Origin of the sequence: Sphingobacterium sp. UBA6317, from assembly GCF_002440385.1 — a bacterium.
Lineage (GTDB): Bacteria > Bacteroidota > Bacteroidia > Sphingobacteriales > Sphingobacteriaceae > Sphingobacterium > Sphingobacterium multivorum.
The window spans coordinates 55100-67895 of the sequence record NZ_DJTD01000029.1 but is presented as its reverse complement, the minus strand read 5'-3'; the positions used below and the strand labels follow the sequence as shown (position 1 = coordinate 67895).

9 protein-coding genes are annotated in these 12796 nt (G+C 39.6%); 4 read left to right on the top strand and 5 right to left on the bottom strand.

Annotated elements, in window-relative coordinates:
- Positions 1 to 16: 16 nt before the first annotated feature.
- Positions 17 to 1609: a hypothetical protein gene (locus tag B3E92_RS09065; protein WP_286753755.1), complete on the bottom strand. Its 1593-nt coding sequence runs from the start codon at positions 1607 to 1609 to the stop codon at positions 17 to 19.
- A 70-nt stretch (positions 1610 to 1679) separates the two neighbouring features.
- Positions 1680 to 2873 (bottom strand): hypothetical protein, encoded by a 1194-nt coding sequence (locus B3E92_RS09060; RefSeq protein ID WP_084823262.1) that lies wholly within the window; start codon positions 2871 to 2873, stop codon positions 1680 to 1682.
- Between the two features lie 178 nt (positions 2874 to 3051).
- Between B3E92_RS09060 and proS the strand changes: the two genes are divergently transcribed.
- The 3 genes from proS (at position 3052) to agaR (ending at position 6310) form a co-directional block, all read left to right on the top strand.
- Positions 3052 to 4524: a proline--tRNA ligase gene (proS, locus tag B3E92_RS09055; protein ID WP_046675471.1), complete on the top strand. Its 1473-nt coding sequence runs from the start codon at positions 3052 to 3054 to the stop codon at positions 4522 to 4524.
- Between the two features lie 15 nt (positions 4525 to 4539).
- Positions 4540 to 5328, top strand: coding sequence for a GDP-L-fucose synthase (locus B3E92_RS09050; RefSeq protein ID WP_286896332.1), 789 nt, complete (start codon positions 4540 to 4542; stop codon positions 5326 to 5328).
- A gap of 220 nt (positions 5329 to 5548) precedes the next feature.
- On the top strand, positions 5549 to 6310 hold the full coding sequence (agaR, locus tag B3E92_RS09045; RefSeq protein ID WP_046675473.1) for a transcriptional repressor AgaR: 762 nt from the start codon (positions 5549 to 5551) through the stop codon (positions 6308 to 6310).
- 108 nt (positions 6311 to 6418) lie between these two features.
- On the opposite strand, the gene B3E92_RS09040 is transcribed toward agaR, so the two are convergent.
- From B3E92_RS09040 to rpoN, 3 genes are all read right to left on the bottom strand, one after another.
- Entirely contained in the window at positions 6419 to 7495 is a 1077-nt protein-coding gene (locus tag B3E92_RS09040) for an agmatine deiminase family protein (RefSeq protein ID WP_286753757.1), read from the bottom strand.
- 89 nt (positions 7496 to 7584) lie between these two features.
- A complete protein-coding gene (locus B3E92_RS09035) occupies positions 7585 to 8460 on the bottom strand; it encodes a carbon-nitrogen hydrolase (protein ID WP_286896330.1) in 876 nt (291 codons plus the stop codon).
- Between the two features lie 80 nt (positions 8461 to 8540).
- Complete coding sequence (gene rpoN / locus B3E92_RS09030) at positions 8541 to 10007, bottom strand: RNA polymerase factor sigma-54 (protein WP_112376123.1); 1467 nt, start codon at positions 10005 to 10007, stop codon at positions 8541 to 8543.
- A gap of 383 nt (positions 10008 to 10390) precedes the next feature.
- On the opposite strand from rpoN, the gene B3E92_RS09025 reads away from it, so the two are divergent.
- Entirely contained in the window at positions 10391 to 12787 is a 2397-nt protein-coding gene (locus B3E92_RS09025; protein WP_286896327.1) for a penicillin-binding protein 1A, read from the top strand.
- Positions 12788 to 12796 lie beyond the last annotated feature (9 nt).

Below are 12796 nucleotides of genomic sequence, written 5' to 3'. Positions count from 1 at the left end.
TTGAGAAAAATACTGTTTAAAATTTAGAACCAATTGTTAGTACAACATTAGTCCGTTGATTTTTTATATCGGCTACCGGACTAGCATTATTCCAGTAGTTCTCATTAATCAAATACGGGCTTTCTTTGTAATTGACTGCATTATACGCACCGGTCAAATCAACATACATGCCGCGGCCAAGTTTAGCGCCGATACCTAAAGATGCTGTATAATTCGTGTAGTCTGCATTTTTATAGGGGTTGCCACTGTAATTGAAACCAGCTCTTCCGCTGAATACATTATCAAACATCACTTCACCACCAATTCGGGCATTAAATGCACCTTGGTAAGTATCTTTGATGTTTTGATTCATGTTCTTTTCTAACGTTTTACTGTAATTTCCCACATCTTTAAAACGCATAGCGGCATAGTCTACCCATTCGACATCAGCCGTTATTAATCCTCTTGAGAATAATTGGCTTGCCCCAAGAGACAATTTATAGGGTGTATTCATGTTATACTCCAAGTAACTGTGCCCTGCGTCATCACTGGTTCTATACTCTTTAAATGATTTGTCTTCATTTGGTCTGAAGTAACGGAACTCAGAATTGCTATATGATTCATCCCGGATGCTCATAAATGTAGGTGACTTAGCAGTGAATCCCATGCTAAACGTTGGCGTAAATTTATAGATTACCCCAAGTTTAAAGTCTACACCGGTACCATCAGTGGCTTGCGCATAATCATCATATAATTCATAATCTTTATCCAACATGGCATACTTTTGGGCATTGGTTGGTTTTAAAAATTCTGAATCTTTGTTGATGGCTTTTAATTGGTCGGCGGTCATTGTTTGACCATATTCAGTAAACCAGCTGGAATTGTCGTACGTAAACGCAGTGAAACCTAAAGAGGCTCCCAAATACAATTTGTTGCTATAATTCGCACCAAATGACAAAACAGATTCGGATTTACTACCTTTTTCTAAGATCGAGTTTACTTGATTAAAGCCATTTTTTCCATCAAAAGTTCCGCCAACAGTAATTGGGATATAGGCGCCCGCATTTTTGGGGTCTACGTCGAATAACAAAGAGTTGTTATAGACTTCCTGACCCCAGCCTTGAGTTCCTCCGACATCTGAAAGACGGTCTGAATAAGCATCTGATATCGAACTCGTATTATTTACTCCTCGATATTCTAACAGGTTGTTATAGACGTAATTTCGGTTGTAAGCAATACCAACATTGAAATTTAACCAGCCTCGATCTAAGTTCCCGCCATTGCGGTAAGTTGGTAAGTGAAAAACAATTCCAGCATTATCTAAGTTGAAATTGTTCTTGCTACTGTTTGAATTTTGACCAAAATAGTCGGTTTTGTTTTTATTGTTCAGGTACCTGCCAGTTACTGATATATCAGACTGATTGAAGTAACCCAAACCTGCGGGGTTACTCGTAATCGAACTTATATCTCCACCTAATGCGGTAGATGCATTTCCCATGGCCTTAAAACGAGCTGTTCCGCCATTGTCCCCTTGGGAGAATAAAAGTACATCTTTCGTATATTGCGCTTGAGTAGTCCCTGCTGCACCTAAAACGAATGCAGTTCCAAAAAGTAATTTTTTGATTGTCATATGCTAAAATATCGTCAATAATAATCAGTAGCACACAAGATGCTGCGTGCTACTGTTTAAATGCTTTTAACTATCGAGTACGTCCTCCACTTGATCTTGAGCTACCGCCTCCAGAGAAGCCTCCTCCCGAAGATCTAGAACTACCACCTCCAGAAAAACCACCGCTAGAGCGGGAAGATGAACCACTATCATAGCTTCTTGTTGGCGGAGTATACGACGGTCTTGACGTTGAGCTTGGGTTGCTGGAACGTGTTTCCATCGAACGGCTCATCGGACGAGATACCTCTCCCGAACTGTTTCGTGATCTGGAATCATTATTATAATATCCGCTAGAGGTGCTACGTGTGTTGTTTGGATAGGAGCCATTGACTCTGTCTGACGTTCTTGAACGCATACCGTCTGAGTAAGCTCTGTTCGAAACGCCATCTGATGTTCTTGTTCTTCCTCCAGTTCTATCGTATGAAGAACTCCGTGAAGATACCGTGCCATCAGAATTTCTTGATCTACTAGCAACGGATGTGATTCTGCCTCTAGAATCACGTGCTACGCCAGTACGGTCGTATCCTCCAGAACTCCGAGCAACACTGTTACGGTCATATCCACCTGAAGTTCGGGTTCGTGATGATGAACTGCGCGTGTTATAGTTATCTCTGTATACAGATCTACTTGATGCATAGCGTGGTCTTGAGTTACCCCAGTAGCCACCGCCCCAGTAACCGTTTCCATACCAACCAGATCCCCAATAGCCGCCGCCATACCAGCCACCCCAAGGTCTGTAACCGCCATACCAAGGAGAGCCCCAGCCCCAGCTAGATCCCCAACCCCATCCGAGGCCGATAGACCAGGATGAACCCCATCCAGAGTTCCATCCCCATCCCATTCCGAATGAAGGGCCGTATCCATACCAACCACCGAAACCATAACCATACCATGGATCAAAAAATGGGTCAAAGTACGTCATGCCCGGACTAGCGTAATAGAAACGATTGATACGGTTTGCATATTCAAGATCTTCATAGGAATCATTGTTGTAATCCTGATCAGAATATTCGTCATCATAGTAACCACCTTGTGCCTGTCCGTTTGGTTGGGACTGATCTGCATCTGTGTAATAGTAATCTGGGCTTTGATAAACCTTTTGTCTCGCTTGCCCATTATTGCCATAGACATCGTCGCCATAGATTTGCCTACTTGTACCGCAGGAACCAAGCATGAACGCTCCTGTTATGGCAAGTGCTCCGATAAATAATCTATTTTTTTTCATAATATCCTAAATCCTTATTTTCGATTATACAGCCTTATTTACTATCTTAGACGCAGATTTCTCGAAGGGGTTTAATCGAAGTAATCAAAAATACAAATATTTTTTATTGAACGCTTTTCGTATTAGAATTACAGACGGGATTTAACGTAATAATGTTACAATAATTTATCAATTTCATATGAGTAAAGGAATAACAAGTCGTGCTGAAGATTATTCGCAATGGTATAACGAGCTTGTGATCAAAGCTGATCTAGCTGAAAATTCAGCTGTACGAGGCTGTATGGTGATCAAACCATACGGGTACGCTATCTGGGAACGGATGCAAGCGATCTTAGATAAAAGATTTAAAGAAACAGGTCATAGCAACGCTTATTTCCCTTTATTCATTCCCAAATCGTTTTTTTCAAAAGAAGCTGCGCATGTGGAAGGTTTCGCTACCGAATGCGCGGTAGTAACTCATTATAGATTAAAAAACGATGGTACAGGTAAGATCGTAGTGGATGAAGAGGCAAAATTGGAGGAAGAGCTAATTGTACGTCCGACTTCTGAGACGATTATATGGAATACCTACCGTGGTTGGATTGAATCTTATCGTGATCTTCCAATTTTGGTCAACCAATGGGCCAACGTCGTACGATGGGAAATGCGTACACGTCTTTTCTTGCGTACTGCGGAGTTTTTGTGGCAGGAGGGCCATACAGCTCACGCAACCAGAGAAGAGGCTATTGAAGAAACCGAACGTATGCTTGATGTCTATGCGGAATTTGCTGAAAAGATATTGGCTGTGCCTGTTGTACGTGGTAGAAAAACAGAAAACGAACGTTTTGCGGGTGCCTTGGATACCTATTGTATTGAAGCATTGATGCAAGATGGAAAAGCATTGCAAGCAGGAACTTCTCATTTCCTCGGCCAAAACTTTGCAAAGGCGTTTGACGTGAAATTTACGTCTAAAGAAGGAAAATTGGAGCATGTTTGGGCGACTTCTTGGGGTGTTTCTACACGTTTGATGGGTGCATTGATTATGGCTCACTCAGATGATCAAGGATTGGTATTGCCACCAAAATTGGCACCAATTCAAGTTGTCATTGTTCCGATTTTTAAAACTGATGCAGAAAAAGCACAGATCGATGAATTCGTGAATCAGTTGACAAAAGAATTACGGGTGAACGACATATCCGTAAAATACGACGATCGGGACACTCAACGTCCGGGCTTTAAATTTGCAGAATGGGAGTTAAAAGGTGTTCCTGTACGTGTCGCAGTCGGGGCAAGAGATATGCAAAATGGTACGGTAGAATTAGCGCGACGTGATACCCAAACGAAGGAAACGGTTGCTCAGGAGGGCTTGGCCGGTACTATTGTACAATTGCTAGATACTATACAAGAAAATATTTACCAAAAAGCATTAAATTTCAGGACATCGCATTTCACTGAAGTGAATTCGTATGATGAGTTTAAAGAAGTGCTGGAAGGTAAGGGTGGTTTTATCTCTTGTCATTGGGACGGAACAACAGAAACAGAAAAACGCGTAAAAGAAGAAACCAAGGCAACAATTCGTTGTATTCCTCTGGATGCGAAAGAAGAGGAAGGTGTTTGTATCTTTACCGGGAAGCCTTCAAATCGTCGTGTACTCTTTGCAAAAGCCTATTAATAGTCTTATCAGAATATGAGGATACTCATTTTGGGATGTGGTTGGCTTGCAGAATCTTTTGCGCTAAATATGAAGTATCAAGGCCATGAGGTTTGGGCTAGTACGACAACATCTGAAAAATACCATCGGTTGAATGCCGATGGTATTTTTTCATTTATTCTAGACTTTGATTATGAAAACTTTCCAGCAAGGATAGATTTACCTACTCAATTTGACTTCGTATTAAACAGTATTCCGGCAAGTCAGAAAAATAGTGTAGCGATTCTTGAAAACAGATTTTCGAATATTAAATCATTTTACAGGCACATTACTTGGAAGAAACAAGTCTTTCTGAGCTCTATTGGAATTTATCCGGATAAAGATGCTGTATTTGATGAATTCTATGCAGATACAACCGAGCTCTCATCAAAACTCTTGCTTGCTGAAGCATGCATGTTGGGATTGGCTGATACCATAATTTATCGATTAGGAGGTTTGTTTGGTAAAAACCGGGTTTTTGCCAAATATTTTTCCGAACGTATTTGTACGACGGGTGAACAGCCAGCCAATTTTGTTCATATCGATGATGTGATCAGACTGTTAGAGGCGGCATCTTGCAATGTGCTTAAACATACTGTATACAATGTTGTTGCTCCCTTACATCCTAAAAAAAAGGACGTAATTCTAGCGTCGGCAAAAAAATATGGCTATATTTTGCCACTTGCATTCGAAGCAACGAATACGATTCAAAAAATAGTTAGGGGTGAATTACTTCAAGAGGAACTGGAGTATGAATATGTCCTGCCTGATCCTTTGCAATTTTAATTCATTTTTATTTTAAAAAGAAAAATGAATTTGTGACTACCAAGGTGAAAAAATTAAATAATTTCATTATTTTAACATCAATTCTACTATGGGAAATTTAAGTAGAGGGTCATATTTGCGGGAATTTACCAATATCGAGAAATTTTTGCCAGATATTGGTGTTTTCCTTTGAACAAACCGATAATAGATTAGTATTTTAACAGCATATTATAATAGAGCCATGACAAATGTAGAGAGACATCAATATATCTTAAAACAATTAAAGGAAGTCGGCGTAGTTCAGGTGATTGATCTATGTGAGGAATTGGGCGTTTCCTCTGTGACCATTCGGAAGGATTTGACCTTGTTGGAAGATAGTGGATTGTTGTTTAGGACGCATGGCGGGGCAACACAATATAATCCTTATACGACTGATCGTACCGTATTTGAAAAAGAGAAACTTCGTTCGGATGATAAAAGCAGGATCGGGAAAAAAGCGGCTGAAATGATTGAGGAAAATGATTCCATCATTATAGCTTCAGGAACGACCATGCAGTCGCTAGCAAAGCAGATTGTTCCTAAAGGAAATATTACTGTAGTGACTTCGGCATTGAATGTTGCAATGGAATTGATCAAATATCCTTCGGTTGAAATCATGCAGATGGGGGGGACGCTTCGCAAGACCTCAACATCCGTAACGGGAAAGTATGCAGAAAATTTATTACAGGATTTTTATTGCAGTAAATTGTTTTTGGGTGTAGACGGGATTGACCTGGAGTACGGGGTATCAACGTCAAGTGCGCAGGAAGCTCAATTAAATCGCATTATGATCGATACGGCTCAAAAAGTTGTCGTTCTTGCAGATTCTTCCAAATTTGGAAGAAGAAGTTTCGGACGAATTTGTGGTTTTGATAAAATTGATATATTAATTACCGATGACAAAGTAAATACAAGCTTTGTGGAATCGTTAGAAAAAGCTGGGGTAAACGTCATAGTTGTTTAACACAGTTTAACAAAAAAAACTCAAAACTATGCTCGACTTTTTATCATAAAAAATGTCCCCAAAAGAGTGTTTAACTTTTTGGGGACATTTTTTCTATGGATAGTTTTTTTAGCTCAGTGCCGGCTCCTGCTGGCTTAAACAGTGGAAACTTCCCAGACCCCAAATAATGTCAACGGAATTTATACCGATGACTTTACGTGTAGGGAAACAGCCTTGGATAATATCCAGTGCTCTTTGGTCATTTTTATCGTTGAAGATCGGTACAACAACGATATCGTTTGCAATGTAGAAATTAGCATAAGAAGCAGGCAATCTTGTTTCGTCATAGATGACCGGTGCTGGCATTGGGAGCTCAACGATATGCAGTGGCTCTCCATTTAAGAGCCTAAATGAACGAAGTGTTGCTAGATTTTCTTGAAGTATCTCGTAGTTTTCATCCCTTGGATCTTCCTCGACAACTGTTAAAACGGTGTTTTCGTTGACGAAACGTGTAATATCGTCAATGTGTCCATCTGTATCGTCTCCAACGATACCGTCTCCAAGCCATAAAACCTGTTCCTGACCGTAAAATTCTTTTAAATAAGTTTCTATCTGCTCTTTTGTCAGGTGTGGATTTCGGTTTTTATTCAATAGACAAGCCGTTGTTGTCATGATTGTTCCTGCGCCATTAAACTCAACTGAACCGCCTTCCATGACGATATCAGGGACAAATAGAGGAAGGTTGAATGTTGTGGCAATACGTGTCGGAACAATATCGTCCAGGTCGAAAGGAGGGTATTTTCCACCCCAGGCATTATAGCCCCAGTCGACTACTGCTTTTTGATTTGTTGCTTGGTTAATAATAAAAGCGGGACCGTGGTCTCTACACCAAGCATCGTTAGTCGGATTAAAGTAGAATTCGATATTGCTAAAATCTGTTGTCACTTCTTTGAGTGCGGTAATAGCAAAATTTTGCATTTCCTCATTAGCGACGTTAATCCTTACTTTTTGCCCTGCTGCTACGGCTTTAATAAATTCGCAATAAGGTTTGTATATTGTTTCGATCTTCCCGGGCCAAGATTCCTCTTTATGTGGCCAGCTCAACCATAAGGCTTCTTGCTTTGCCCATTCTGCAGGAAAAGAGAAGCCCTGTTGTTTTGGGGAATTGTCAAAATAGTCCAGGGTGAATGTTTTTTTTTGTTCCATACTTATTTTAGCGGGATTAAAAAAGCCATTTCAGTTTGTTTCAGCACAGTGGTATGCCTTCAAAACTGAAATGGCTAGCATATCCAATATTAGTCTTCGTCAATAAAACGTTTGGTGATCGGCGCGTATGTTTCGATTCTTCGGTCTCTCAAAAATGGCCAATGTTTTCTGAAATAGTCCGATTCATTTAAATCTAGTTCGACGACCTCAATTTCTTCTTTGTCATGTGAAGCAAGGTAGAGTAATTTACCTTGTCCATTCGTCACGAAGCTTCCACCCCAGAATTTCATTGCACCATTTTGTTCAAATCCCACACGGTTAACGGATACAACAGGAACGCCGTTTGCAACGGCATGGGAGCGTTGTATTGTTTGCCATGCATTATATTGATCTTTGTTGGTTTCTTCATCTTGGTCTGTTGCCCATCCGATAGCAGTAGGATAGAATAAAATTTCGGCACCCATCAATGCGGTAATTCGAGATGCTTCCGGATACCATTGATCCCAGCAAATTAAGATGCCTATTTTTCCAAATTTTGTTTTGAATACTTTGTAGCCTAAATCGCCTGGTGTAAAATAGAATTTTTCGTAAAACGCAGGGTCATCTGGAATATGCATTTTGCGATATTTTCCTAAATAGGAACCGTCTGCATCCAATACAGCGGTTGTATTATGGTACAGTCCTTCTGCTCTTTTTTCAAATAATGAAGCGATAATGACGACACCTGCTTCTTTAGCAACAGCCGATAGGGCGTCCGTTGATGGACCCGGAATAGCTTCAGCCAGTGCGAAATTGTCATAATCTTCCACATCGCAGAAATATAAAGAGGTAAATAGTTCTTGCAGACACACAATTTGCGCACCTTTTGCAGCGGCTTCTTTTACTTTAGCGATAGCTTTTTCGAGATTCTTTTGTTTGCTTGCGGTACAGCTCATCTGTACAACTCCAACTTTTACTTTGCTCATTCTTTAATGCTTATTTTAATACAGCACAAAGATACTATTCTTAATTTGGATTTGGTCGGTAGGAAAAACAAAAAGAGCTCTTAGAGCTCTTTTCGTAATCTTGCTACCGGAATGTTCAATGCTTCCCGATATTTTGCAACCGTTCGCCGCGCAATATTGTAGCCTTTTTCTTTGAGAATCTCAGTGAGTTTCTCGTCAGCCAAGGGTTTCCGTTTATTTTCTTTTGCGATGCACTCCTCCAATATTTTCTTAACCTCTTTATTGGATACTTCTTCACCAGAATCCGTTTGAATAGCTTCAGAGAAAAACGATTTTAAGAGAAATGTTCCAAATTCTGTTTGTACGTATTTTGAATTTGCTACCCGCGACACAGTTGATATATCCATATCGATTTTGTCGGCGATGTCTTTTAATATCATTGGTTTTAGCTTACGATCATCACCTGTGAGGAAATAATCATATTGGTATTCCATGATTGCATTCATTGTTTTTAGTAAGGTTTGTTGACGCTGTTTTATTGCATCAATAAACCATTTGGCTGAGTCAAGTTTTTGTTTGACAAATTGCACAGCCTCTTTCATTTTTTTATCCTTTTGATCCGATTTCTCGTAATGTTCAAACATGTGTTGGTAATCACGACTTATGCGGAGCTCAGGTGCATTTCGGCCATTTAAAGTCAAATGCAGTGTTCCATCATTATTGCTGATATGGAAATCCGGGATAATATGTAGTTGCTTGCCTGCTACTGCGCCAGAATCTCCTGGTTTTGGATTAAGTTTTAGAATTTCGTTGACTACGTTTTTTAAATCTTCTGATGAAACGCCTAAAGATTTTTCTAATTTATCATAATGCTTTTTAGTGAATTCTTCCAGGTAATTCGCTACGACTTTAATAGCGAGTTTGATTGTGGGATTTTGTGTGTCCTTTTTTTGTAATTGGATCAATAGGCACTCTTGCAGATCTCGTGCTCCAATTCCTGCAGGCTCAAAATCTTGAATTACCTTTAGCATATCCAATACTTCCTGTTCATCGGTCATTACATTTTGGCCAAAAGCGAGGTCGTCGACAAGATTGATGATGGGCCGGCGTAAATAGCCGTCATCGTCCAGACTGCCAATAATTTGCTGGCCAATTAAAAAGTGCTTGTCATCTAAAGCTAAAAGGTCTAATTGTTGTTGTAACTGCTCATAAAAGGAGTGCTGAATTGCAACAGGCATTTCTTTTCGGTCGTCATCGTCATCTCCGTAGTCATAGCCATTGCCATAATCTTTGAAATCATCTTCCTGGATATAGTCTTCTAAACTAAAGTCTTCTGAGTCGAATCCGTCTTCATTGTCAAAATTGTCATCTGGATCTTTATCGGGGTATTCTTCTATAGGATCGGTCATATTAGTCAAGCTACCATCTTCTAACGCAGGGTTTTCTTCTAATTCTTCCTTGATTCTCGCATCTAATGAAACAGTCGGAACCTGCAACAATTTTATAAATTGTATTTGCTGCGGGGACAATTTCTGTAATAGCTTTTGTTGTAATGTTTGTTTTAACATGCTAATAGTTGACTTTTTTACATCTAAATTTAAACAAATATCATTATTATTTTAAAATAAAATCGATAATAAATAAAAAATGGGTATAATATTTGTGGAACGCGGGAAAAAGTTGCAAAGAAATTTGAGACTAGGCCTTTTTCTACCTATAGGTCTTTTGTTGTTTAATCGTGGCTGTAATTTCCAAAATCCACCCTTTCGAATTATGTCGTATTTTACAGTTGTTTGGCAGGTGTTTTTTATTGTTAAAAAATGTAAATAGTTGATTACAGCGATTTATTTAGTTGTATATTTAGCCCCTGAAAATAGATAAAAAGGCATATTGGACAGGTGTAAAACCTTTTGCTGGTCGGATGTGTTGAATATAAGATAAATTTCCATTTATGTTTAAACGTATTAAGAATAGGATTCTTCGTTATCTTGTTATAGCAGTATATTTTATCATTATATTGGTGTGTGCTATACAATTGAATTTTTTGTGGCTCTTTGGTTATTCTCCAACAAAAAAGGATATCGTTATGCCTAGTGTTAATATCTCTACGGAATTATACACGGCAGATAGTGTTTTAATTGGACGGTATTTCGACGAGGACAGAAATCCAATTCCATTTGATAGTATTCCGAAGTCTGTTACTAATGCGTTGATTGCAACTGAGGATGTTCGTTTTTATAGCCATAATGGTGTTGATTTTTTTGGTCTAGGATCAGGTATTATCTCTACATTAAAAGGGGATAAACGAGGCGCGAGTACAATTACGCAACAGTTAGCTAAAAATCTTTATCGTACTCGTTATAATAAGGCCGGTGGATTGTTGACGCGTCTTCCCGTGGCGGGTCTAGTGATCACGAAGTTTAAGGAGTGGATGACGGCTTATAAATTGGAGCAACGTTATTCCAAAAATCAGATATTGGAGATGTATTTAAATACAGTATCCTTCAGTAATAATGCCTATGGGATTGAGACTGCTGCAAAGCGCTATTTTTCGAAAGGAGCGAATCAATTGAATCAGACCGAAGCTGCTGTTTTGATTGGCATGTTAAAAGGTACGACTTTATATAGTCCTATTCGTAATCCCGAAAATGCTTTTGTGCGAAAAAACACCGTTTTAAGTCAAATGTATAAAGGTGGTTTTCTGAAAAAAGAAGAGTATGATAAACTGGTTAAGGAGAAGATTGTTTTGAATAAAAATAGTCAAGATCTTAATGCGGGTGGAGATTCTTACTTACGTGCTGCAGTAGCTAAATGGTTGGAAAAATGGTCTGAGGATAACAATTATGATATCTATACAGACGGTTTGAAAATTTACACGACGATAAATTCTAAACTTCAAAAGCATGCTGAAGAGGCTGTGGCGAAACAAATGATTGAATTACAGCAACGTCTAAATAACACCTGGGAGGGCCAGGAGCCTTGGCGTGATTTATCAGGTAAGGTTATACCCAACTTCTTGGATAATTTGGCAAAGAAAACTCCTTATTATGCTTTTTTGAGTAAAAAATATGCGAATACCCCTGATAGCATCAATTACTTCCTAAATAAAAAGAAGAAGATCGAAGTTTATAATTGGAAGGATGGTGGTAAGATCCAAAAGGATATGTCTACAATGGATTCTTTGAAATATTATGCCATGATGTTAAATGCAGGCATGATGTCTATGGATCCGTACTCGGGTGAAATTAAAGCATGGGTGGGTGGGATCAACCACCAATATTTTAAGTATGATCACGTGATGCAGGCGAAGCGACAAGCGGGGTCTACATTTAAACCTTTTGTATACTTGGCTGCTTTGGAGTCAGGGATGTCTCCGTGTGATAAGATTACGGATAAACCTGTTACGATCAAGATTGATAAAGGAGATTCTGTTGAGGTTTGGGAGCCTAAAAATGCAGATTGGAATTTTTCCTATCGTGAAATGTCGTTGCGTCATGCGATGGCGCGTTCCATTAATTCGGTTACGGTTCAGTTAACTGATATGGTTACGCCCGCGAAAGTTGTTGATGCGGCACATCGTTGTGGTATTACAAGTAAATTAAATCCTGTTGCCTCTGTGGGGTTAGGACCTAATGATGTTTCTGTTTTTGAAATGGTGAACGGGTACTCGACGATGATGAATCACGGTGAGCGTGTCTCACCTTTATTGGTGTCTAAGATCGAGGATCATGATGGTAATGTTATTGCCACTTTTCAGGCGGAGCGTAAACAAGTGGTGGATAAACAAGATGCCTGGTTGATGACGTATATGCTGCGGGGTGGTATGGAAGAACCTGGAGGTACATCTCAGGGATTGTGGGAATGGGATTTATTTGATAAGGAAAATGAAATCGGAGGAAAGACAGGTACTTCTTCCGAATATGTAGATGGTTGGTATATGGGAGTGACTAAAGATTTGGTGACAGGTGTTTGGGTTGGCTGTGACGAACGGAGTATTCACTTTAAAAATTCTCATTCGGGAGAAGGTTCTCGTACAGCATTACCAATATTTGGGGTGTATATGGAGTCTGTTTATAAAGACAAACAATTGGGGTATACGCAAGGTAAGTTTCCTAGTCCTACTGTTGAAATTACGAAATCTTACAAATGCGAAACTCCGCGTTATAGTGATCCGGAACCAGAGCAAAGTGATTCGACACAAGTAGAAGAGCCCGCTGATGAAGGATTTATCGGGCCTGAGGAAGAGGGAACGGAGCATCCTGTTGAGCGTAATCATACTGAAGGTGCTGATAGCGGAACGAGTAGCGTGGGGTCATCCTCGTTGGAGGAGCTTGGTAGTCAAAACTGATAATAGTTA

Coding starts and splice junctions, on each gene's coding strand:
- B3E92_RS09060 (WP_084823262.1), bottom strand. CDS start 2,873: ATGAAAAAAAATAGATTATTTATCGGAGCACTTGCCATAACAGGAGCG.
- B3E92_RS09025 (WP_286896327.1), top strand. CDS start 10,391: ATGTTTAAACGTATTAAGAATAGGATTCTTCGTTATCTTGTTATAGCA.
- agaR (WP_046675473.1), top strand. CDS start 5,549: ATGACAAATGTAGAGAGACATCAATATATCTTAAAACAATTAAAGGAA.
- B3E92_RS09040 (WP_286753757.1), bottom strand. CDS start 7,495: ATGGAACAAAAAAAAACATTCACCCTGGACTATTTTGACAATTCCCCA.
- rpoN (WP_112376123.1), bottom strand. CDS start 10,007: ATGTTAAAACAAACATTACAACAAAAGCTATTACAGAAATTGTCCCCG.
- proS (WP_046675471.1), top strand. CDS start 3,052: ATGAGTAAAGGAATAACAAGTCGTGCTGAAGATTATTCGCAATGGTAT.
- B3E92_RS09050 (WP_286896332.1), top strand. CDS start 4,540: ATGAGGATACTCATTTTGGGATGTGGTTGGCTTGCAGAATCTTTTGCG.
- B3E92_RS09065 (WP_286753755.1), bottom strand. CDS start 1,609: ATGACAATCAAAAAATTACTTTTTGGAACTGCATTCGTTTTAGGTGCA.
- B3E92_RS09035 (WP_286896330.1), bottom strand. CDS start 8,460: ATGAGCAAAGTAAAAGTTGGAGTTGTACAGATGAGCTGTACCGCAAGC.